General features: G+C 68.0%; 23 protein-coding genes. 6 read left to right on the top strand and 17 right to left on the bottom strand.

What is annotated here, in order from left to right; translation table 11 throughout:
• The 3 genes from AB0L70_RS30340 to AB0L70_RS30330 all read right to left on the bottom strand — a co-directional run.
• Window positions 1–365, bottom strand: a 365-nt coding sequence (locus AB0L70_RS30340; protein ID WP_363690178.1) for an iron chelate uptake ABC transporter family permease subunit, incomplete at its 3' end; no start/stop codon positions are given.
• A gap of 1 nt (window position 366) precedes the next feature.
• Complete coding sequence (locus AB0L70_RS30335) at window positions 367–1395, bottom strand: Fe(3+) dicitrate ABC transporter substrate-binding protein (RefSeq protein WP_363690176.1); 1029 nt, start codon at window positions 1393–1395, stop codon at window positions 367–369.
• A 40-nt stretch (window positions 1396–1435) separates the two neighbouring features.
• Window positions 1436–2605, bottom strand: coding sequence for a C45 family peptidase (locus tag AB0L70_RS30330; RefSeq protein ID WP_363690174.1), 1170 nt, complete (start codon window positions 2603–2605; stop codon window positions 1436–1438).
• A 140-nt stretch (window positions 2606–2745) separates the two neighbouring features.
• On the opposite strand from AB0L70_RS30330, the gene AB0L70_RS30325 reads away from it, so the two are divergent.
• Window positions 2746–3675 carry a MurR/RpiR family transcriptional regulator gene (locus AB0L70_RS30325; protein WP_363690172.1) on the top strand — a complete coding sequence of 310 codons (930 nt, stop codon included), beginning with the start codon at window positions 2746–2748 and terminating at the stop codon, window positions 3673–3675.
• A 3-nt stretch (window positions 3676–3678) separates the two neighbouring features.
• Here AB0L70_RS30325 and AB0L70_RS30320 read toward each other — a convergent pair whose 3' ends face one another.
• The 5 genes from AB0L70_RS30320 to AB0L70_RS30300 all read right to left on the bottom strand — a co-directional run bounded on the left by AB0L70_RS30320 (window position 3679) and on the right by AB0L70_RS30300 (window position 8931).
• Window positions 3679–4248: a Chromate resistance protein ChrB gene (locus tag AB0L70_RS30320; RefSeq protein WP_363690170.1), complete on the bottom strand. Its 570-nt coding sequence runs from the start codon at window positions 4246–4248 to the stop codon at window positions 3679–3681.
• 10 nt (window positions 4249–4258) lie between these two features.
• Window positions 4259–6031: an FAD-binding protein gene (locus AB0L70_RS30315; protein WP_363690168.1), complete on the bottom strand. Its 1773-nt coding sequence runs from the start codon at window positions 6029–6031 to the stop codon at window positions 4259–4261.
• A complete protein-coding gene (locus tag AB0L70_RS30310) occupies window positions 6028–6747 on the bottom strand; it encodes a VIT1/CCC1 transporter family protein (protein WP_363690166.1) in 720 nt (239 codons plus the stop codon). The genes AB0L70_RS30315 and AB0L70_RS30310 overlap by 4 nt, the downstream gene beginning before the upstream one ends.
• A gap of 174 nt (window positions 6748–6921) precedes the next feature.
• Entirely contained in the window at window positions 6922–8520 is a 1599-nt protein-coding gene (locus tag AB0L70_RS30305) for a DHA2 family efflux MFS transporter permease subunit (protein ID WP_363690164.1), read from the bottom strand.
• A 198-nt stretch (window positions 8521–8718) separates the two neighbouring features.
• Window positions 8719–8931, bottom strand: coding sequence for a PASTA domain-containing protein (locus tag AB0L70_RS30300; RefSeq protein WP_363690179.1), 213 nt, complete (start codon window positions 8929–8931; stop codon window positions 8719–8721).
• Window positions 8932–9272: 341 nt separating this feature from the next.
• Between AB0L70_RS30300 and AB0L70_RS30295 the strand changes: the two genes are divergently transcribed.
• Window positions 9273–10100 (top strand): class I SAM-dependent methyltransferase, encoded by an 828-nt coding sequence (locus AB0L70_RS30295; protein WP_363690162.1) that lies wholly within the window; start codon window positions 9273–9275, stop codon window positions 10098–10100.
• Window positions 10101–10182: 82 nt separating this feature from the next.
• Here the strand turns inward: AB0L70_RS30295 and AB0L70_RS30290 are convergent, their stop codons facing one another.
• A complete protein-coding gene (locus tag AB0L70_RS30290; protein ID WP_363690160.1) occupies window positions 10183–10644 on the bottom strand; it encodes a MarR family transcriptional regulator in 462 nt (153 codons plus the stop codon).
• Between the two features lie 61 nt (window positions 10645–10705).
• Between AB0L70_RS30290 and AB0L70_RS30285 the strand changes: the two genes are divergently transcribed.
• Window positions 10706–11005 carry a hypothetical protein gene (locus tag AB0L70_RS30285; protein ID WP_363690158.1) on the top strand — a complete coding sequence of 100 codons (300 nt, stop codon included), beginning with the start codon at window positions 10706–10708 and terminating at the stop codon, window positions 11003–11005.
• 14 nt (window positions 11006–11019) lie between these two features.
• Here the strand turns inward: AB0L70_RS30285 and ligA are convergent, their stop codons facing one another.
• Window positions 11020–13011: an NAD-dependent DNA ligase LigA gene (gene ligA, locus AB0L70_RS30280; RefSeq protein ID WP_363690155.1), complete on the bottom strand. Its 1992-nt coding sequence runs from the start codon at window positions 13009–13011 to the stop codon at window positions 11020–11022.
• A 25-nt stretch (window positions 13012–13036) separates the two neighbouring features.
• Window positions 13037–13945, bottom strand: coding sequence for an NADP-dependent oxidoreductase (locus tag AB0L70_RS30275; RefSeq protein ID WP_363690153.1), 909 nt, complete (start codon window positions 13943–13945; stop codon window positions 13037–13039).
• A 176-nt stretch (window positions 13946–14121) separates the two neighbouring features.
• Here AB0L70_RS30275 and AB0L70_RS30270 point away from each other — a divergent pair, with 176 nt between their 5' ends.
• Window positions 14122–14712 carry an HD domain-containing protein gene (locus AB0L70_RS30270; RefSeq protein ID WP_363690151.1) on the top strand — a complete coding sequence of 197 codons (591 nt, stop codon included), beginning with the start codon at window positions 14122–14124 and terminating at the stop codon, window positions 14710–14712.
• Window positions 14713–14742: 30 nt separating this feature from the next.
• Here AB0L70_RS30270 and AB0L70_RS30265 read toward each other — a convergent pair whose 3' ends face one another.
• The 3 genes from AB0L70_RS30265 to AB0L70_RS30255 all read right to left on the bottom strand — a co-directional run bounded on the left by AB0L70_RS30265 (window position 14743) and on the right by AB0L70_RS30255 (window position 17199).
• Window positions 14743–15345 (bottom strand): hypothetical protein, encoded by a 603-nt coding sequence (locus AB0L70_RS30265; RefSeq protein WP_363690149.1) that lies wholly within the window; start codon window positions 15343–15345, stop codon window positions 14743–14745.
• A gap of 51 nt (window positions 15346–15396) precedes the next feature.
• On the bottom strand, window positions 15397–15957 hold the full coding sequence (locus AB0L70_RS30260; protein WP_363690147.1) for a hypothetical protein: 561 nt from the start codon (window positions 15955–15957) through the stop codon (window positions 15397–15399).
• A gap of 258 nt (window positions 15958–16215) precedes the next feature.
• Window positions 16216–17199: a hypothetical protein gene (locus AB0L70_RS30255; protein WP_363690145.1), complete on the bottom strand. Its 984-nt coding sequence runs from the start codon at window positions 17197–17199 to the stop codon at window positions 16216–16218.
• 201 nt (window positions 17200–17400) lie between these two features.
• Here AB0L70_RS30255 and AB0L70_RS30250 point away from each other — a divergent pair, with 201 nt between their 5' ends.
• Window positions 17401–18231 (top strand): serine/threonine-protein kinase, encoded by an 831-nt coding sequence (locus tag AB0L70_RS30250; RefSeq protein WP_363690143.1) that lies wholly within the window; start codon window positions 17401–17403, stop codon window positions 18229–18231.
• Here AB0L70_RS30250 and AB0L70_RS30245 read toward each other — a convergent pair.
• Complete coding sequence (locus AB0L70_RS30245; RefSeq protein ID WP_363690141.1) at window positions 18224–19561, bottom strand: PLP-dependent aminotransferase family protein; 1338 nt, start codon at window positions 19559–19561, stop codon at window positions 18224–18226. The genes AB0L70_RS30250 and AB0L70_RS30245 overlap by 8 nt on opposite strands.
• Window positions 19562–19624: 63 nt before the next feature.
• Between AB0L70_RS30245 and AB0L70_RS30240 the strand changes: the two genes are divergently transcribed.
• The gene (locus tag AB0L70_RS30240) at window positions 19625–20242 is read left to right on the top strand and encodes a DJ-1/PfpI family protein (RefSeq protein ID WP_363690139.1); all 618 of its coding nucleotides are present in this window, start codon (window positions 19625–19627) and stop codon (window positions 20240–20242) included.
• Here AB0L70_RS30240 and AB0L70_RS30235 read toward each other — a convergent pair.
• Window positions 20239–21393, bottom strand: coding sequence for a PrsW family intramembrane metalloprotease (locus tag AB0L70_RS30235; protein ID WP_363690137.1), 1155 nt, complete (start codon window positions 21391–21393; stop codon window positions 20239–20241). The genes AB0L70_RS30240 and AB0L70_RS30235 overlap by 4 nt on opposite strands.
• Complete coding sequence (locus AB0L70_RS30230) at window positions 21390–22016, bottom strand: hypothetical protein (RefSeq protein ID WP_363690135.1); 627 nt, start codon at window positions 22014–22016, stop codon at window positions 21390–21392. The genes AB0L70_RS30235 and AB0L70_RS30230 overlap by 4 nt, the downstream gene beginning before the upstream one ends.
• Window positions 22017–22026: the final 10 nt, after the last annotated feature.

Below are 22026 nucleotides of genomic sequence, written 5' to 3'. Positions count from 1 at the left end.
GCCAGGACGACGACGAGAACCGCGCCGGCGTTGACGCCCATGATCTCCGGCGCCGCGAGCGGGTTGGCGGCGACGGCCTGCATCAGCGCGCCCGCTACCGCCAGGGCGGCGCCGACGCAGAGCGCCAGCACCACCCTGGGCAGCCGGATCGAGCGGATGATCATGTCGTCGGTGGTCGCGTTGTGGAAGATCGCCCCGGGAACCTTGCTCAGGGCAATGTGCTGGCTGCCCATCGACAGGCTCCACAGCACGCCGATCAGGAGGAGGACGAGGAACGCGACCGTGGTCAGCGTGGCGCGCTGCCGGTTGGTGGTGATCCGGCGTACCTCGGTCGGTGGCGGCGCCGTGGCCGCGGTAGCGGACATGTCACTTCCCGTAGAGGTTCTTGACGGCTTCTTCGGCGATCAGCTCCGAGGCCAGCAGACCGCGCGACCGTGACCAGATGTTCTGGTCGACCTTGTACGCCGCATCGCTCTTGACCGCAGGGACTTCCTTCCACAGTGGACTCTTCGACCACGTTTCCGCCAGCGTCTTGTCGGTCCAGCCGGCGATGAACATGGTGTCCGGCTTGGTCGCGACCAAGGTCTCCAGCGTCATCGAGACCGACGCGTCGCCGGTGTCGTCGGGCAGCGGGGACTTGATCCCGAGCAGCGCGAGTACGCCGGGTGCGTACGCCTTGCCCGGGAAGCCGGTGAAGCCCTTCTCCGACGTGACCACGAACAACGCGTTGCGCTTGTCGTCGGCCGGCACCTTGGCCTTCAGGTCGTTCATGACCTTCTCGTGCTCGGCCAGCCGGGTCTTCATCAGGTCGCACTTGTTCAGCGCGATCGCGGTCGACATCTCACCGTCGACGACCTGCTGGTAGTTGCCGTTCAGGCTGGCGTAGGCGATCGTCGGCGCGATCTTCGACAGCTGGGCGTAGATGGCCTTGTGCCGGCCGGACTCGGCCAGGATCAGGTCCGGCTTGAGGGCCGTGATCACCTGGATGTTCGGCGTCGCGCGCAGGCCGACCGACTTGTAGTCGCCCATCTTCTCGCGCAGGCCGGGGATGATCCGGTCCGGCTTGTCGTCGTCGGCGACCCCGACCGGCGACATGCCGACCGACACGAGCGCGTCGACGAAGGAGTACTCCAGCGCCACCACCCGCTTCGGTTCGCCGGTGATCGTGGTGGTGCCCAGGTCGTGCTTCACGGTGCGGGTGGACTTGCCGCACTGGTCGAGGTTGACGTCGGAGCTGACACCTTGGGCCGCGGCGGCGCGGTCCGCGTTCGGAGCCGCCCCCGCGGCTGGTGACGTCGACGAGGTGGAGTTGCCGCAGGCCGTCAGGGCAGCCGCGGCAACGGTCAGGGAGAGTACGGCGACAGCGCGCCGGACCCGGGTGGCGGAGTAGAACATGGCACGTGCTCCTCAGGATGAAGCTGTGAAGTGCAGGGGTTCATCGCAGGCCGGCGAGCGAGTGCGCCGGGCCGGGGACATCGGGACGGTCCTCGGGACCAGGACCGTCGTACAGGTTCCACGGCGCCTGCTGGTAGCTGTTGCTACAGGGCAGGCCCGGGGTGAGCCGGTAGGTGCCGGCCGTCAGGTCGACCAGGCTCGACACGATGGTGGCGTAGCGGTCGAGCTCGTGCCGGCGCGGATCGACGTGCTGGCAGACGGCGTCGGGGTGGCCGAAGTGATCGCTCATCGTGGTCTGCACGATGGTGGCGACCGCCTCGTCCGAGGTGCCGTCGCGGCGGACCTTCTGCAGGCCTGCCTCGACGCGGGGTACGCGGTAGAGCGAGTCGATCGAGAACGGGCGGTAGCTGTCCTCGATCTGCGGCGGGACGAACGCCTGGAAGTGGTTGCCGTGCACAAGCAACCCCTCGGTCGGATACATCCAGCCGTTGCGGCCGGGGGTGGTCTCGACGTCGATGGCGAAGCCGTCCCGGTGGGTGAGCAGAAGATTGCTGGACAAGGTCTGGCGGGCGTCGAAGATCGCGTTCAGGGCTTCGTAGAAGTCCCAGCTCTCCAGCACCTTGCGGCGGACGAACGTACCGGGAACCCCCAGGCCGGTGCCGAAACCGGCGCCGAGCCCGTTGGCGTTCAGGGCGATCCCGGCCGAGTTGGCGCCGTGCCGGCCGACCTGGCCGGCCTCGACGTGACACACGATGGTCGGTTTGCCCGGCTGGGCGATCCGGAGCGCGACGACGGTGTCGGCGACCCCGGCCCATAGGTCCCAGTTCTGCCCGGCCCAGACATGCCCGTACGGATTCGCCTCCGGCAGGATCGCGAACGACGTACAGCCCTCGTCGTCGTCCGCGGTCTCGAACGGGTTGCCGCGGGTGAGTTCGCCGCGGCTGTTCAGCGCGACGATCTCCTCGAAGGACCGGCCCGAGCCGTCGGCGATGCCGCGCAGTTCGGGCACGATACCGGGCAGGTAGCCTTCGATGATCGGAACCCAGGCGCGGGCCCGATCGAGGACGTCGGGCCAGCGCAGCCCGGTCTTGTGGGCGACGGATTCGGTGTAGAAGGCCACCGAGGCAGCGATCTGCTCGCGCGCGGCTTCGCCGTACTGGCGACCGCGGTCGCGCGGATCGGCCGCGGAGATGTCGATGGTGTCGATCACGGATACTCCCTGGACTGGACGGAGACCCTGGCGTTCGTTGTGATTACTACGAATATTCAGATGACGGTAGTGATCGCTACAATCACTGTCAACGGGTTCGCGAATGAAATGATGTCCGCGACCCGAAAGGAGGAGCCGTCGTGACCACAGCGGAAGCCAAGCCGCCGACCCTGCAGGAGCGTGTCGCTACGCGCCTGAGTGAGCTGACCGCGACCGAGCGGAAGGTCGCGGAGTACCTGTCCGCGCACCCGCAGGAGGCCGCGTTCTCGTCCGCCGAGGAGCTCGGCCGGGCCACCGGCACCAGCGACGCCAGCATCGTCCGCACCGCCAAAGCACTCGGGTACGACGGCCTGCCGGGCCTGAAACGATCACTACAGGGCCATCTACAGACCCTGCTCACACCGGCCAACCGGCTGAGCGCGAGCCTGGAGACGTTCGGCGACGGGCCCGAGACGATCCTGCGCGCGATGCTCCGCGATCACGTCGAGCACCTGACGATGGCCGAGCAGACCGTGGACACGGCGGAGTTCCGGCGCGCCGTCGAGTTGATCGACGAGGCCCGGGAGACCGTCGTGTGCGGCTTTGCCGGCCTGGACGGCGTGTCGGAGTACATCGCCACCCACCTGACCCGGATCGGGCACAGGGCCAGGACCGCCACCGACACGGGCTACCGGCTGGCCGACCGGCTGCTGCTGCTCGGCCCGGAGGACGTCGTCGTCGTGATGGCGCACAACCGGCTGAACCGGGAGTCCCGGACGATCATCGATCACTGCGACAGTGCCGGCGTACCGGTGATCCTGCTGACCGACACGCTCGGCGAGGCGTTGCGGGACAAGGTCGAGGTCGTGCTGTCGGCACGCATGAGCCGGCCGGGGACATTCACCAGCCAGGTCGTCGTGCTCGTGCTGCTGGAGGCGTTGACGATCGCCGTGGCCGCGCAGGACCGCGGTCGCGCGCTCGACAACACCGAGCGGATGAACCAGCTCCGCGAGGAGCTGAACGGCTACCCACTGGCCGAGGAGACCGTGCTGGGCCTCAAGCGGGATCCGAAGCCCAAGCGCCGCGGCTGAAGGTCAGACGGAGCCCTCGGTGCGTTCGTACACGTCCGCCTCGAACTCCTCCAGCAGCCGCTCACAGTCGCCGACCTTGGACCGGGCCAGGTCCTTGCCGTCGGCATCCATCCAGTCCCGGTCCTCCACCTTGGTCAGCCAGCGGCGGAGCTTCTCCAGGTCCTGGCGGATCTCCTCGGCCTCCTCGAAGGTGTAGTTCTCCCGGAACCGCTCGAACTCGATCTCCTTGACGAACTTGGTCTCGCACTCCTCGACGATCTCGGCGTACTCCTTCGCCGACTGGCCGCGGAAGCCCTCGACGAACTGGTCGCGGGCGTCGTCGTCGACATCGGTCAGGGTGAGGAAGACGCTCGAGCCGCCGAGCTCGGTGACGCGCTCGCGGACCTTCTCCATGCCGGCGCGCAGTTCGTCGCGGTCCGGCAGCACACACACGGCCTGCTGCACGTAGAACCCGCCGAGGCGCTTGAGCTCCCGCCACACCGCGACCCGGGCCCGGGACGACTCGCTGGGCACCTTGTAGATGAGCAGGAGCCAGCTGTCCGGAGCCTTGGTCTTGGTACGTCGGGTTGCCATGCGGGACAGGCTATCCGCTGACACGGCTGCGTAGCCCATCGACGAGCAACGGCACCACCTCCTGCCAGTCCGCGACGAGGCCGACATCGCAGTGTGCGAAGACCTCGGCGGCCGGATCGGTGTTGATGGCAAGCACGGTCCCGGCCCGGCTGGCGCCGGCCATGTGGTTCAGGTTGCCGGACAGACCGACAGCGAAGTAGATCCGGGGCGAGACGCTCCGGCCGGTGATACCGATCTGCCGGCCGTGCGGCTGCCAGCCCTCGTCGGTCGCCTTGCGGGTGGCGGCCAGCTCGGCACCCAGGAGTACGCGGATCGGTTCGAGTTCGGCGTACTGGTCCGGCGGCACGCCACGGCCGACGCCGATCACGACCTCGGCCCGGTCGAGGGCGTCGCCCTCGTTGCCGGTACGGCGTTCGGCCCGGCTGATGGCTGGATCCGGTTCCACGACCAGGACGTGCTCGTCGAGCGGCCGGTCGGCGCGTGGGGTGCGGAGGGGGAGGAGGCCGGTCCTGAGAGTGGCGATCTGCGGGGAACCGTGGCTGACGATCTCCGCGAGGGTGCCGCCACCGGAGGGTTTCAGGCCGGCCAGGCGTGGGGTCGTACCGGGGTGGACAGCCAGGCTGACCAGGTCGGACATCAGGCCGGCGCCGGAGGTAACCGCAAGCCGGGCAAGGACTTCGCGATCCCAGGGCTGGGCCGCGCCCAGGACCGCCCAGGGCGATCGTTCAGCCACCCAGGTGGCAAGCGCTGCGGCGGCCGGCCGCGGTTCGTCGGCGCTGAGCGTGACGACGCGGTCGGCACCCCAGCGAGCCAGGTCGGTGTCGCTGTCGATCGTTCTGACGACGGTGACGGTGCCGCCGATCTCGGTGGCGAGGGTGGCGGCCGTTCCGAGCAGTGCGTGGATTCCGGCGACGGGTCCGGGACCGACGAGGGCAACTACCTCGGGGCCGGTGGCTGGTGGTGTTGGTACGACCTCGGCGAGCTGGACCGCCGGCGGCTCGAAGCAACCCCGGGCTAGGAGTTCAGCGATGGCCCGGGTGGCCTGGGCCTCGGGCCTGCCGCGGAAGATGATCGGGTCGCGGGTCATCGGGGCCGGATGGACCTGCGCGACCTTCGTCGGGCTGCCGGGTAGTCCCCATTCGCGGGGTGGCAGGTCCGCCGTCCCGACCCGGCGTACGTCGGTTGCTTCCGGCCAGGACTCGATCGGGGCCTTGGCCGGCGGGCAGGAGCGTTCGGCGATCGCTACGACGGCGGGGAGACCTATTACTACCGACTCGGTGCCGGAGTCGTGCTGGACCGTCGTACGGACGCGGGTCTCGTCGGCCTCGGGTTCGATGGAGAGGACCGGTCCGGTGAAGGGGAGGCCGAGCAGTTCGGCGAGCATCGCGCCGACCGCGCCCGTACTGCCGTCGACCGAGCTGGCGCCGACGAGGATCAGGTCCGGCGGCTCGTCGAGCAACGCGATCGTGGACGCGAGCGCCCGGGCGGTGACCAGGCAGTCGGAGCCGGCCAACGCGGGATCCGACAGGTGGACGGCGTCGTCGACCCCCCACGCGAGAGCTTCGCGCAGTACGTCGACAGCCGCCGGCGGGCCCATGGTCAGCGCCGTACTGCGTCCGCCGGTTTCGGTCGCCAGCCGGACGGCCTGGGCGACCGCTCGGCGGCACCACGGGTTCATCTCGGTGATCGCACCGGACCGCTCGAGCCGGCCGTCTGCGTCCAGGCGGCCGCTGTGGTCACCCTTCGGGACCTGCTTCACCAGGGCGGTGACGAGGAGGTTCATGACAGTCCAGTCCCGACCGCGAGGCCGATCGCGAAGGTGACCGCGGCCGACAGGCCACCGAGGAGCAGTTGACGGCCACCGCCGTACCAGAACGGCCGGGCGGTGATCTTGCCGACGATCCCACCGGTGACGACCAGGCCGACCGCGCACAGCAGCAAGGCCGGCAGCACGCTCGCGGCGCCGAAGAGGAACGGGATGAGCGGGACCAGTGCGCCGATCGCGAACGCGACGAACGACGATCCGGCCGCGAGCCACGGGGACGGCAGGTCGTTGGGGTCGACGCCGAGTTCCTCGCGGACGTGCGCGTCGAGGGCGACCTCGGGGTTGGCGGTGAGCTCCCGGGCCACCTCGGCGGCGAGCTCGGGACGCAGGCCCTTCGCCTCGTACATCATCGCGAGCTCGCGCTCTTCTTCCTCCGGGTGGATCTCGAGTTCGCGCCGCTCGACGGCGATCTCGGACTGCATCAGCTCGGTCTGCGACGAGACCGAGGTGAACTCACCCGAGGCCATCGAGCAGGCCCCGGCGACGAGTCCGGCCAGGCCGGTCATGATCACGACCTTCCCGGTCGCACCACCGCCGACGACTCCGGCGACGAGCGCGAAGTTCGACACCAGGCCGTCCATCACGCCGAAGGTCGCCGGCCGCAACCAGCCCCCGGTGACATCGCGGTGCGAGTGGTGCAGCTCGGCGGGCTGCTCGTCTACGTGCGCGGTCACAACGTCCTCCCATGTGAGGTTCGCATAACTGAGGTTTGCGTAACCTCAGTTAATTTGAATCATCTGTTACAAGAGTCTATTCGTTACGTGTCCGACTCGGCAACAGTGAGGTGGCACACAGCGAACCGCCCGCGCCGGGAGTCGGCGCGGGCGGTCTTGTCAGCAGCGGTGCGGTCAGTCGACCACGGCGGGCGGAAGGTCGTCGTCGACGAGGTCGATCACCTCGCGTTTGCGGGGGAGCATCAGGGCCGGGACCAGGGTGAGGCAGACCAGCGCCCAGGCGACCCAGTAGGTGTGCGAGAACGACGTGGCCGCGTCGACCAGGCCGCGAGCGATCGCGGCGGGGTCGAGGTGGAGCTGGGCCAGGTTCTCCGGGCGGGTGTTCGAGACGATCGCGGCCTGGGTCTCCCGCAGTCCTCCGCCGAACCCCGGGATCTTCTCGGTGCCGGGGATGATCGGCGAGTTGTTGAGCTGGTTGGTGAGGATGACCGACATCGTCGCGACGCCGACGGACGAGGCGATCTGCTGGGTGATGTTGAGCAGGGTCGAACCGCGGGCGACCTGGGCACCGGACAGCGTCCGCAGCGCGGTGGTGAACAGCGGCATCATCGTGCCGCCCATCCCGAAGCCCATCACGACCAGCATCGCGATCAGCCAGCCGTACGGCGTGGTCGCGGTGATCTGGGTCAGGCCGAACATGCCGATCACGATCAGCCCCAGCCCGAAGGGCACGATCCGGCCGACCGGGATCTTGTCCACCAGCCGCCCGGCGATCGGCATCGTCACCATCGCGCCGAGACCCTGCGGCGCGACCAGCAGACCGGCATGCAGTGTGGACTCGCCACGGATCTGCTGGAAGTAGGTCGGCACCAGCAGCAGGCCGCCGAAGAAGGCCGCGGCGAACAGGAACATCGTGATGATCGAGACGGTCAGGTTGCGGTTGCTGAACAGCCGCAGGTCGAGCAGTGGATGCTCCGGCCGGAAGGAGTGCCAGACGAAGCTTGCCATCAGCAACACACCGATCAGGATCGAGACCCAGACGCGGGGTGCGCCGAAGTCTCCGCCTTCGGCCGGCAGCGAGGAGATGCCGAAGAGGAACAGTGCGAGTCCGGGGGACATCAGCACCACACCGAGGAGGTCGAACGACTCCGAAGGCTCCGTGTGGTCCTTCTCCAGGGCGAACCAGGCGTAGACCAGGGCGATCGCGCCGAGCGGCACGTTGATCAGGAAGATCCAGTGCCAGCTCGCCACCTGGATCAGCCAGCCGCCCAGAATCGGGCCGAGGATCGGGCCGAGCAGCATCGGTACGCCGAGAATCGCCATCAGCCGGCCCATCCGGCGCGGACCGGCGGCCTGGGTCATGATCGTCATACCGAGCGGCATCAGCATGCCGCCACCCAGCCCCTGCAGGACGCGGAAGCCGATCAGCATGTCGATACTCGACGCGGTCGCACAGAGCGCGGACCCGGCGGTGAAGAGGAAGATCGCGGCCATGTAGAGCCGCTTGGTGCCGAACCGGTTCGCCGCCCAGCCGGTCAGCGGGATCACGGTCGCCAGTGCGAGCGTGTACGCCGTGACCGTCCAGGCGACGTGTGAGTAGGCGATCGGGCTCTCAGGTGTGCCGAACTCGTCCTGGAACGTCGGCAGGGCAACATTGACGACCGTGATGTCGAGGATCGACATGATCGCGCCCAGTACGACGACACCGGCGATCTTCAGGACCGCGGCATCGATCTGGTCGGGGTAGTCGGGTTGCGTCGCTGGCTGGCTCACTGCGTCCCCCTGGGCACATGGTCTCGTGGCTCCCCGAGCCTACGCGCGACCGCGTCTCGAAGACGAGCACATTCCACATCAAACCTGCGTCATGACGGGACCTCCGTGACACCCGGCCTCCGACTGGCTACCGCAGGTTGCCCCCGGCATCCACGAGGCACAGGCGCGGGCTCGGTGGCGCGCACGCTGGGAGGCTAGTTACTCGCCGATCTTTTTGGAGCGAAGGAGGATCTTTGTGTCTGCGGGGGCGCGGGTGCCGGCCTTTGGGTCCTGGGTGACGACGACCCAGTTGCGGTCGTTGATCAGCAGCCGTCCTTGCCCGGTGGCGTCCTCCTCGGTCAGGAAGTAGAAGCCGGCTGCCTGCATGGTGTCCTGCGCGAGCTGATGATTCATCCCCACCACATTCGGCACCACACCCGTCTGCGTCGGCGAAGGCACCTTCGTCGACGGCAAAGCCGATGGTGTCGACGGCGGGGGAGCCGTTGCTGACGGAGTCGCCGAGGCAGATGGGGTTGCCGGCACAGTCGTCACGGTCGTCGTCGTGACCGTGACCTTCCCGGCGGGCGTCCCAGTACCCCCACAACCGCCCGCGAGAGCAACCATCACTCCGACCAACCCAACCCTCAACCACGCCCGAACTACCAACCCTGCCCCCGATTCCGAATCACCCGACCACTGTCTGTGACTATGGCCGATCACCCCCTCACACGCAACACGGGAACCGAGGTCGTCGGCGGGTGCGTAGGTTTCGTATGACGACGATCGACGACACGTATGTATTGGGCCGGAGCGACGCCGAGGCCCGGCGGTTGATTCTGCAGCATCAGGTCTATGGCCCGCTGACGCGGCAGCTGTTCACCGATGCGGGAATTGGCCGGGGTATGAAGGTTCTCGAGATCGGGAGTGGTTCCGGTGAGGTGGCGCTGCTGTGCGCCGATCTCGTCGGTCCGCAAGGCCGGGTGACCGGGATCGACATGAACGAGGAGATTCTCGACTTCGCGCGTCAGCGGGTGGCGGCGGTGGGTTGGCAGAACGTCGAGTTCCGGCAGGGCAACCTGGAGACGCTCGAGCTCGACGACGAGTACGACGCCATCGTCGGCCGCTGGATCTTGATGTACGTCGAGGATCCGGCCGACGTACTGCGGCGACTGAGCAGTCGTTTGCGTCCCGGGGGAGTGCTCGTCTTCCAGGAGAGCGCTGACCTCACGACGCCGGCGTACACCTATCCGGCGACGCCGGTGCACGGAGAGGTGCAGCGCTGGATGAGCCCGCCTGAGGACCTGGTCGGGCCGACCGTCAACATGGGACATCGTCTCTATCAGGCGTTCATCGACGCCGGCCTGGACCCGCCGCGGCTCCGCAAGGACACCCCGATCGGCGGCGGGCCGGACTGGCCCGGGTACACCCTTCTCGCCGAATCGCTCCGGAGCCTCCTCCCGTTCGTGGAACAGTTCGGCACCACCTCGGCCGCCGAGATCGACGTCGACACCCTTGAGGATCGCCTCCGGGCCGAGGTCGTCGCCGCCAACGCTGTCGAGGTCCTGCCGGCCGTGATCGGCGCGTGGTCGGCCAAGCGCTAAAGCGGCACACCACCGACGAGTCCAGGTTGTCGCCGCCGACGTGCAGCGCGGCCGGCGCCGACCGGATGGGGGCCGACGGGACCTATCTGTCGGCGGGCTTCGCGGCGGCGATGACTCTGGTCAGGCGGGCGTGCAGCTCGACGAGCTCGTCGACGTCCATGCCGAGCCGATCGATGATCGCCGGCGGGACGTTCAGAGCCTGCTTGCGGAGATCCCGGCCCTTGTCGGTCAGGGCGACCGCGAGCGAACGTTCGTCCGTGGCGGAGCGGTCCCGGCGGAGCAGCCCCGCGGCTTCGAGTCGCTTCAGCAGGGGAGAGAGCGTCGCCGGCTCGAGTTGCAGCATCCCGGACAGATCCTTGACCGACACCGGCTCGAACTCCCAGAGCGCGAGCATCACCAAGTACTGCGGGTGGGTCAGCCCCATCGGTTCGAGGACAGGCCGGTAGAGCGCGATGACGGTCCGCGACGCGACCGCCAGCGCGAAGCAGACCTGCTGCTCGAGCGACAGCGGATTCTCGACCTGCGTGATCTTCGTCCCAGCCATGCGATTAGTGTAGCAACTATGTGTACGCTAATACTTAGGACACTAAGTAAGTGGAGGAATGATGGAGCTGGTACGGCGTCGGCGGACTCCTAAACCGATGAACATCGAGACGGTTCAGCGCTGGGTGGTCTCGGTCATCCTCTTCCACGTGGGCAGCGTCCCGACGATCACCTTGGCCGTCTACAGCATCGGGGTCGCGAGCACCGACTTCGGCAAGGGCGTCGGCCTGTGGTTCATGTCCGGCGTGATCGGCGTGCTGACCGTTGTCGGGATCCTCGCGATCTTCAAGCGCCGGCCGCTGTCGGCCTGGCTGCTGCTGGGCATCCTCCCCACCGTCATCACAGGCTTCTACATCTTCTAGGTCAGCTGCGCGTTCTAGGTCAGTTGGGCGGCCTGTAGCTGCTGCCAGATCTCGGCCTGGTCGACGACCTCGACACCGAGCTTCTCGGCCTTGGTGAGCTTGGCGGCACCGACGTCCGCGCCGGTGATGAGGAAGTCGGTGCTGGCCGAGACCGACGAGGCGATCGTGGCGCCGGCCCGCTCACACAGTCGCTGGAACGCCGGGCGGGTGACCTTCTCTCCGGAGCGCGGGTTCGTGATGGAACCAGTGACGACCACCGTCTTGCCGGCCAGCGGTGCGCCCGCTGCGACGACCGGCGGCAGGTCTTCCTCGAGTACGTCGAGCGATACCCCGGCTTCGCGGAGGCGTTCCAGTTCGGGTCGTAGCCGGGCCAGGTGCTCGATGAGCGAGGCGGCGACCTTCGATCCGATGTCGTCGACGGCGACCAGCCCTTCCTCCCCGGCATCGGCGACTGCTTCCAACGAGCCGAAGCCCGCGCGGCACAGCCGGGCTGCCGTGCCCTCGGAGGCCATCGGGATCGCGAGCCCGATCAGTGCCCGCCGGAGGCCGACCTGCCTACTCGCGTCGATCGACTCGATCATCCGGGTGGCCGAGATCTCGCCGATGCGATCGAACTCCAGCAGCCCTTCCTTGGTCAGGTGGTAGAAGTCCGACGGCTGTTCGAGGATCCCGGCCTCGGCCAGTCGCTCGATCCAGACCCCACCGATCGCGTCGATATCCGCCGCGGCTCGTGATGCCCAGTGGACCAGACGCCGTACGGTCTGGGCCGGGCAGGAGACGTTGGTGCAGAACAGTTCGCGGCTGTTGCCCTGCTCGGTCAGGGGCTGCTCGCACGACGGGCACACGGACGGCGGCACGATGTCTCGCTCCGCCCCAGTGCGCTTGGATGCATCGAGTACGCCGGCCACGAACGGGATCACGTCACCGGCCCGGCGCACCAGGACCGTGTCGCCGATCTTGATGCCGCGGGCACGGATCACCTCCTGGTTCGCGAGCGTCGCGCGGGTGACCGTCGTACCGCCGACGAAGACGGGCTCCAGCCAGGCGACAGGCGCGATCTTGCCGGTTTTGCCGACATCCCAGACCACGTCGGCGAGCACGGTCGTCTTCTCCTCGGCGGCGAACTTGAACGCCAAGGCGCCACGCGGCGAGCTCGAACGGGTGCCCGCCGCAGCGAACGCGTCGCGATCGGCCAATCGCAGTACGGCGCCGTCGAGGTCGTAGTCGAGATCGTTGCGTTGCTGCTCGATCGTGGTGATCACCGCCTGGGCCGCGGCGGCGTCGTCGCAGTGGCGCATGTCGGCGACCGTGAAGCCCATCGTCTGCAGCGCGCGCTCGAGGTCGGCGTCTCCGCTGTCCTCGTCGGTGAGCAGGTCGAACGCGAGGAACTGCAGGCGGCGCTCGGCAACGGTCGCCGGGTCCTTGGCGCGCAACGTGCCCGCGGCTGCGCCACGAGGGTTGATCAGCGGCTTGTCCGGGTGGGCGACGTTGTAGGCGGTGAAGGTGGACCGCAGCATGACCGCTTCACCGCGGACCTCGATCCGGCCCGGTACGTCGAGCTTCGCCGGGACTCCATCGGCGAGTGCTCGGACCAACGGAGTCACGTCATCGCCGGTCGTCCCGTCGCCGCGGGTGATCGCTCGGGCCAGTCGCCCGTTCTCGTAGACCAGGGCGAGCGAGAGCCCGTCCAGCTTCGGCATGACCACGACCGACTGGCCGGGGAAGCGGTTGAAGAAGGCCTCGACCTGTTCGGGACGGGTCGCCTTCTCCAGGGAGAGCATCGGCCGCGAGTGCCGGATCGGCGCATGCAGCACCGCGGGCGCACCCACCTGCTCCAACGGGTTCGGATCGGGCGCCAGCTCGGGGTTCGCGTCGATCAGTGTCCGCAGTTCGTCCTCGATCGCGTCGTACTCGGCGTCGGCCACCGATGGCGAACCCCGGTAGTAGGCATCGCGCAGTACGACGATCTGATCGGCCAGTTCCTGAATCCGCTCCCCAACGTCCACGGCCAGACCCTACCGGCCGCCACCGTCAATCCGTGGTCACCTGGATGATCGTCCGGCCGCGTTCGGTGAAGGCGGCTGCGGCGTCAGCGAGGGGACGGACGGACGTGACCAGGGGGACGAGCCGGCCGGTCCGCAGCCGGGTGACCAACTGGGTCAGTTGTTCGCGGTTGGGCTCGACGACGAAGAAGATTGCCCGGCCCTCCTTCGGGTGGACGGTGGGCGGAGTGGCGACGGTGACCAGGGTCCCGCCGGAGCGGACCAGTGCGGCGGAGCGGTCGAGGATGTCGCCACCGATCACGTCGAAGACGACGTCGACCTCCCCGGCGTCCTCCAGGCGCTCGGTGTCCAGGTCGAGGAACTCGTGCACGCCGAGCTCGCGGGCCTTGTCCTCGGCGGAGGCCCGGCCGGTGCCGATGATGTGGGCTCCGGCCTCGCGGGCCAATTGCACGCCGACCGAGCCAACAGAGCCGGCGGCGCCGTGGATGAGGACGGATTGACCTGCTTGCAAATGAGCGTGGTCGAACAGCGCTTGCCAGGCGGTGAGCCCCGGCATCGGCAGAGCGGCCGCGGTGACGTGGTCGACGTCGGCAGGCAGCGGAGCCAGGTTGCGGGCCTCGACGGCGGTGTACTCGGCGAGCGAACCGTCGCGAGCCCAGTCGGTCAGCCCGAACACCCGCTGGCCGACCGTGAGGCCCGTGGTGCCGTAGCCGAGCTCGACGACCACACCGGACAGCTCGTGGCCGATGACACTCGGCGTGCGGTCGCGGCCGGCGCGGTCGGTCCAGGTCCCGGGCCATTCCGGCTCGCCTTGCAGGAAGCCGGCGGCGTGGACCTGCACGATGACGTCGTTCTCGGCGGCGCGGGGAGAGGGCAGTTCGGTCAGGGACAGCCCGTGGTCGTCGGCCTCGCGGTCCCGGACAGTGATGGCACGCATGAAAGGTCCTTGGGGTAGTCGGTGGACTGGTTCGATTTCGACCGTACGCGCTGGTGGCCCGCCGTCGGAGGGCCATTTGAGGCCTGAGGTCGTGGGCCGATTCTGGGGGAGTGGCCCAGTCGGGTGGCGCTCGATTGGACCAGCGGTGCGGGCCGTTTGCGCCGTACCGTCGAAGCATGATCGAGATTCCTGAGACGGCTGCCGCCGCGGCGGCACTGGAGGTGGCCGCCGGTTACGAGTCCGCGGCCTTGCTGAGTCACTCGCGCCGGGTCTACGTGTGGGCGGCGGCGTACGGCGAGGACCACGGCATCCGGTACGACGCGGAGCTGTTGTTCGTGGCGGCCATGTTCCACGACATCAGCCTGGCGCCGGAGTTCGACAGCCACACGGTGTCCTTCGAGGAGGCCGGGGGTCATGTGGCGCGGGTGTTCGCGGCCGGTGCCGGCTGGTCGCTGGAGCGGCGCGAACGCCTGGGGCAGGTCATCGTCCGGCACATGTGGCCCGACGTGGAGGTGGCTGACGATCCCGAGGGTCATTTGATCTCGCGGGCGGCGGCCGTCGACATTGTGGGGAAGGGGATCGACGACTTCAGCCCTGCCTTCCGGGCCGACGTGCTCAAGCACTTCCCGCGGCTCGGGCTGACTGAGGAGTTCCTCGCGTGCTTCCAGGCGCAGGCCGACCGGAAGACCGAGAGCTCGGCCGCACGGGCCATCAAGTCCGGGCTCGCCACCCGGATCGCCGCGAACCCCCTCGACACCTTGGGATAGGTGGCGAGGGGGTTCGCGGGTTGTCCTCAGTCAGCCGCAGTGCTGTGACTTCTCGTCGGCGGACATCGCCGCGGTCTTCGCGGTGATCTGGCCGGCCGCGTCCTTGACCGGCGCGGTGGCGTCGAAGTCCTGGTACCAGATGTAGTGGTCGTAGTACCGGTCCGGGAAGTGCATCTCGTACTGGCCGTGCACCTTCTCCATCTCGGTGCTGCGCTCGATCCAGCCCTTCTCGCCGGCCGGTACGTCGACGTTGCTGTCCTGCCCGAACGTGCTCGACGTCTCCCAGGTGTGCGAGTACGACGTCTCGATCGACACCTTGAACACCTCGGAGAACCCGTACTCCGCGGACAACGAGACGCCGAAGCTGTTCGACTCACCGGTCGTCTCGGACCACTTGATCGTGCTGCGTTGCGGCGTACCCGTGCAGTTGAAGTAGGTGTCGCCGACCTGGTGGACGTCGCCACGGAACTTCTCCGGTGCACCGGCCGGGTGGAAGACACACGAGTCGGTGCCGTTGTTGCACTTGTCAAGCAGTTCGCGTCCGGTCGGTCCGTCCGCGAACGCGGGGGCCGCGGTGAAGCTGGTGGCCGCGAGAACTGCTGCGCCGGCAATGGCGGTAAGACGTTTCGGCATGGCTGTACTCCTCACTGGTTCACTGAATGGGCGTTGGGAACTACAGGGGAGTCAGCTGAAGCCGACCGACTTGGTCCGGTCGTCCATCATCGAACCGACCCAGCCGGTGTTCTGGGTGAACGGCCCGTCCCGGTCGCCGTTGAGGTCGGGCTCGGGGTAGAGCCAGATCTTGCAGTTGGCCCACGGCTGGACGGAGCTGATCCGGTCGGCCCAGCCGTCGATGGTGTTGGTCTGGTAGTTGATGACGCCGTCGGAGCCGTCACACAGGCCGGCGCCGACAACGGTCCAGCTCGCACCGCCGAAGTCGCGGTTGTCGAAGAACGTGCCTTGGATGACCTCACCGCCGGCCTGCACGTCAGCGGCCTGGATCGATCGGTTCAGCGCGGCCCGGCCGGTCGCGTCCGGCACGGCGGCCGGTGCGGTGGTGACCTTGCCGCCGGTGGCATCGCTGATCGCCGCCGTGAAGGTGCCGAAGCACTGGGTCCTGCCGGTCTTCAGGTTCTGTACGCAATGGTCGGCCGACGGTGGCGCGGCCTGGGCGGGGGGACTCGTTACAACCCCGCCGGCAACCGCCAGCGCCGCGACCCCAATGGTCGCAGGAATTGTCCTCACTGTCATTTCCCTCATCTCCCGGAATGACGTTCGAATCGCTCGATATCAATTCCAGACCCTAGCGAGAGCGTTCTCATGCAGCAATAGACAAGGTGCTTTGTTTCAATTATCCAGGTTCACGTTTGAGGCCCGATCTCCTTGTTTTACAGGGAGATCGGGCCAGTTGCTTGCCTCGCCGTACCAGCTTTGCAAGGCGGTTGTAATGCGACCGTGATCCGGCCGATGATTTGCGCAAGAAATCGATTTATGCGCGTTTGATCAAATGATCGTGAGTCCAATGGTGCCCGGCGCGAGCCGGCCGGTGTTGACCTTGTCCCGACCGTTCAGCGTGTCGATCGTCAGCTGGTCGGCCGGCTCCGCGTCCTTGATCCGTACGTCGGCCTTGAGCCCGGAGACGCGGACATTCCCGTCGGACCCGGACACCCGGATCTTGTCCTTGCGGGCGGTGCCCGTGACGGTCACCGCGTCGGTCGCCCCGTCGCCGCCACGCGTATTGAGTTGCGCGCCGAGGTCGACGTCGACCTTCTTGACATCCGTGCCGCGCAGATTGCTGACCGTGACGGTGTCGGCGCCACCGAGGGCGTTGACCGCGAGCCGCTCGACGTCGTCGGTGTCCATCACGATGTTGCCCACGTCCCGGGTGAACCGCAGCCGCGGACCGTTGGCAGCGGCAACGAACTTCTCCGCGGCGGCGGCACCGTTGAACACCAGGCTGTCCTGACCGCGACCCCCCTTGACCACGTCACTGCCGTCGCCCGGATCCCAGACGAACGCGTCCCGGCCGGAGCCGAGTTGCGCCGTGTCGTTGCCGCGGTTCCCGTCGACGACATCGTTGCCGGAGCCGGTGCGGAACAGTTCGCTGCCGCTGCCGCCGGATACCGTGTCGTTCCCGCTGCCGGTGTCGATGATCGTGAACGGCTGCACCTCGGCGCCGTAGTCCACCCGTACGTCGTCCCTGCCGCCCTTGCTGGTGACCAGGATCTGGCCGAAGTCGCTGCGGTTGACCACGCGCTTGGTCGTACCGGGACCGAAGCTGACCTCGAGGACCGACGGATCGGTGCCCGGCACGGTCAGGCTGATGTTGTCCGCGCGGTTCGTGCCGGTGACGATCAGCCGGCCGTTGTCGACGACGACCCGGCTCGCCGGCGCCGCGTACGCCGTACCTGCCAGGCTCACCGCGATACCGGCACTGATGGCTGCCGCGGCGACCCCTCGCCGGATCCGCCTTGTCGCATTGCTCATGATGGGTTCCTCCCGTTGAAGTGATGGCGGCTACACGCACCCCGCCACCGGCCGGTTCACCCAGATCCCAAGTATTTCTGACGTCTGACACCAATAGTTGCCTTATGCATCTAACGGTCACTTGTGTCTGCCTGAGGGCGGTGAACCGGATCGGCACGGGGTGCGTATAGACCTCGAACCGGGCCCGCAGAGGAGGCGATCATGGGACCAGTCGCGGTGGAACCAGCACCGACAGTCGTCGCATCAGGTCGCCTGGTGAGCGGTCGGTACCGCTTGAAGGCCTTGCTCGGCCGCGGCGGTATGGGCCGGGTCTGGCTCGCCGAGGACGAGGTGCTCCTGCGGCGGGTCGCACTCAAGCAGCTGATTCTGCCTGGCCATACGGCCGAGCAGATTCGCGCCAGTGCGCTGGCCGAGGCCCGGGCGGCGGCCCGACTTCATCACCCCAACGTGGTCAAGGTGTACAACGTCATCGAGGACGGCGGCGACCAGTGGATCGTGATGGAGCCGCTGTCGGGGCGAACCATGGCTGACGCGGTCGCGGCGGACGGACCGCTCCCGGCTGCAGAGGTACGGCGGATCGCCTTGCAGCTGGTCGACGCACTCCGGGCCGTTCATCGGGCCGGTCTGGTGCATTCCGACGTCAAGCCTGCGAACGTCCAGTTGTGTGCCGACGGGCGCGTTGTCCTGATGGATTTCGGTATCGCCGTCGCCATGGACGATCAGCAGACCTTGGCGAGCGACATGCTGGCCGGCAGCCCGGCGTACATGTCACCGGAACGAGCCCGCGCCGACAGGATCGGCCCGGCGTCCGACTTGTTCTCCCTGGGCGCCACTATGTTCGCGGCCGTCGAGGGCAAGTCTCCCTTTGGTGCCGGCGACCCGTTCAGCACGCTGATGGCGGTGGTCCAGGCCCGCCCGGCCCCGTTCAAGAACGCGGGCCCACTGCGCCCCATCATCGAGGCTCTCCTGGCCAAAGCCCCAACCGATCGGCCGACCACCAACCAAACCATCGCCGCTCTGCGAGCTATCTGAGCGGATCGAGCTCGGCTTCCTCGCGGACTGCTTGCAGGGCTTGGCGGAGGTCGGGGATGGCTACTGAGCCGAGTGCGAGGCGGAGGGCGTGCGGCACGGTCGGGGTGGTGGCGAATGGTTCGGCGGTGGAGACCGCGACGTGTCGGGCGGCGAGACTTGCCGCGATGCGATCCGGGCGGGCGTCCTGGGGGAGCGGCAGCCAGACGAAGTACGACGACGGGTGCGCGGCGTACGGCAACCCGGCCAGGACCTCCGCGGCGATGGATTGCCGTGCGCGGGCGTCGGAGCGCTTCTGCGATTCGAGACGGTCGACGGTGCCGTCCGCCAACCACCGCGAGGCGATCGCTGCCGTGATGCCGGGGGTGTGCCACGTCGTTGCCCGGATCGCGCGTTCAAGCGCCGGTACGAGCGCAGTTGGTGCGGCGACAAAGCCGAACCGCAACCCGGTCGCGACGCTCTTGGACAGGCTCGAGACGTAGATCGTGAGGTCCGGCGCAAGCATCGCCAGCGGTGCTGGCGCGTCCTCGGCCAGATAGGCGTACGACGCGTCCTCGATGATCGAAAGCCCGTAGCGGTTGGCGATCGAGACCAGCTGTGCTCGCTGGGACTGGTCGTACACCCAGCCGAGTGGGTTGTGCAGGGTCGGCATCGCGTAGACGGCGCGGACCCGGCGTTGCCGGCACAACTGCTCGAGGGCATCGAGGTCGGGTCCGGTCGCGGTGATCGGCACCGGCGCCAACTCGAGTCCGAGCGTGCGTGCGAGCACGATGAAGCCGGGATACGTGACCGCATCGACCGCGACCACGTCGCCCGGCTGGAACAGGACCATCGCCGTGACCGCGAGACCGTCCTGCGCGCCGTTGACGATCAGGACTCTGTCGCGGCCGACATCCAGTCCTCGGCGGTGTAAGTGCTGCGCGACCGCGGCCCGATCCTGAACACGACCGCGATGGGGTTGATAGCGCAGGAGCGCGTCGAGATCACCGGCGCCGGCGAGGTCCCGCAAGGCCTGGCGTAGTAGCTCGGCCTGACCGGGGACCGAGGGGGAGTTGAAGCTCAGATCGATGGCGTCGGCGGCCACCGCCCGTTGGTCCGTCTCGTCGCCGGACGCGGAGGCGAGGTCGCGGACGAACGTGCCGCGGCCCTGCTCGGAGCTGACCAGGCCCATGGCGTCGAGTTCGGCGTACACGCGGGACGCTGTCACGACGGCGATGCCCTCGTCGGCGGCGAGCTTGCGATGGGTGGGTAGGCGATGACCGGCCGGCAGCTGCCCGTCGCGGATTCGCGCGGCCAGCGCGTCGACCACGCTCTTGTACTTCGGCACTCGCACGGACGCATTGTATGCATGACAATTTTTTGATCGTCATGGGTCGCGATCGCTAGCGTGCGCGGCATGCACATCGCGATCCTGACCTTCGACGGCTACAACGAGCTCGACAGCTTGATCGCGCTCGGCATCCTGAACCGCGTCAAGGAGCCCGGCTGGCGGGTCTCGATCGCGAGCCCGACGCCACGGGTGCAGTCGATGAACGGCGTCACGATCGACGCCACGGTTGATCTCGACGAGGCCTGCCGCGCCGACGCCGTCATCATCGGCAGTGGCAGCAAGACTCGCGAAGTGGTCGAGGACGCCGCCATCATGAGCTCGCTGCGTTCGCTCGATCCGACCCGGCAGTTGCTGGCCGCACAGTGTTCCGGCGCGTTGGTCCTGGCCAGACTCGGCCACCTGGACGACGTACCCGCCTGCACCGATCTCGTCACCAAGCCATGGGTGGTCGCGGCCGGCGTCGAGGTCCTCAACCAACCGTTCTTCGCCCGCGGCAATCTCGCCACCGCGGGCGGTTGCCTGGCTTCGACGTACCTCGCCACCTGGATCATCGCCCGTCTCCACAGCTTTGAGGCCGCCAAGGACGCCATGCACTACGTCGCGCCGGTAGGCGAGAAGGACGAGTACGTCGACCGCGCACTGCGCAATGTGACTTCCTATCTCGAGCCCGCCGCAACTCGCTAAGACTGCAGACGCACGAGCTCTGCGCGGGCGTGGGTGACGGCGGGGGAGTCGGTGCCGTTGCTGCGGGCCAGTTCGCGGGCCAGGTCGGATGCAGCTTCCAGCCGGTGGCCGGCCTTGCGGCGGCTGTGGAGGTGTTTGCGGTAGGCCTTCCGGTCCTTGCGGAGTCCACTGACCGCGTCGAGGAGAGGCGGGTCGATGGCGCCGGTCGCGAGTTCGGGCGTCAGCAGGGCGACGGTCCAGGCGCGTTCCTGCCGGGCAGCGTGCCGCAGGACGTAGAACAGGGCGGTGAGCTCGACGGCGGCGATGACGAACGGCAGTACGGCCGCCGCGGCCCCGCCACCGCTCAGGGCGGCCATGTCGTCCCAGGCGAAGTGGAACACCATCGCCATCAGCATGGTCAGGACGCCTCTGAGCACTCTGCGCTCACCGCGGGTCCGGCCGAGGACCCACATCAGCCCGGCGCAGAAGATCGCGCTGAACAGGGCGTGCGACACGATCCCGGCGGCACCCCGGATCAGGAAGATTCGCAGCGAGGAGCCGATCTGGTCCGCGCCGTACAACTGGGTCGCGCCGTTGTAGACGTAGAGGAGGTCCTCGAACACCTGGAATCCCAGGCCGATGAACGCACCGATGATGAATCCGTCGTACGCGCTGCGGACGAGCCGTGGTGCGAGTCCGATCAGGAGCACGAGCCCGAGCGCCTTGCCCCACTCCTCGTTGATCGGCGCGGTGAGACCGGCTGCCCAGTCGGCGGCGAACGACGTCCCGCCGACCTTGGACCAGATCTCCAGCAGCGCCGCGTTCGCCGGCAATGCGATCCAGAAGGTCGCGGCGACTCCGCCCCAGACGAAACCCGTCGCCAGCAGCCCGGCCGGTTGCGCGGTGAAGCGGTTGTGATGGCGCAGGAGCAGCAGCCACGGGATGAGGTACAAGCCGAACAGCAGCACGCCCCAGGTGAGTGCGGGCGCGTAGAACGTGGCCTTGGGACCGAAGAACTGGAACATCGTCAGCGCTCCGCCGCCGACGCCCACGAGGAAGACCCAGAACGCGACGTTGCGAGGCTGCAGGAACTTGAATGGTTGCCCCCAGCCCGATTCCTCGATCGCGCTGAGCTGGGCGGCCTTCTGGTCGGAGACAGTCGTTTCGGTCATCGGACCGCCCCCGGTGTGACGCTGCGCAGTAGCGCGGTGATCTCGTCCTGGTAGTGCTCGAACTGGCCGGATTCGGCTCGGACCCGGATCAGCAGTGCGGGCGCCGACGCGACGACTTCCGGCGTACCGATGGCCATCTTGAAGGCGACATCGAGACCGTCCCCGCTGGGTGAGGTCCTGCTCTCGACGACACCGACCAGGCCGGCTGCGGAGGTCACGGTCCCGCGTTGGCCGCTCACGCCCGGAGTGTCCTTATCCGCCCGTTCGACCTGGTCGAGGAACGCGTCGGCGCTGCCGTCGTACGACGTGCCGTTGAGCTCGATCGTGGCGCCCCCGGTGGCGAGCACGACGTGGAGGCTGGTCGCGCTACCGCCCGTGAGCGTTCCGCTCTCGAGTTGCCAACCGACCGGCGGCACAGCCGTCGCGCCGTCGCCCAGGTCGAGCACCTGACCGGCCTTGATCTCGTTGTGCCACGGAATGGCCGCATTCAACGCGGACAGCCCGTAGATCAACACCAGCGCGATGACGAGCGCGGTCAGTCCGGCCTTGAAGGTCCGTCGATCGAGCCCGAACCACCGATGCTCGACCGCCACCCAGTCCTGCTGCGGCGTCTCTACCGTCATGCCTCACTGT

The sequence above is a fragment of the Kribbella sp. NPDC051952 genome, assembly GCF_040680855.1.
GTDB lineage: Bacteria > Actinomycetota > Actinomycetes > Propionibacteriales > Kribbellaceae > Kribbella.
This window is presented reverse-complemented; position numbering and strand designations above follow the sequence as displayed.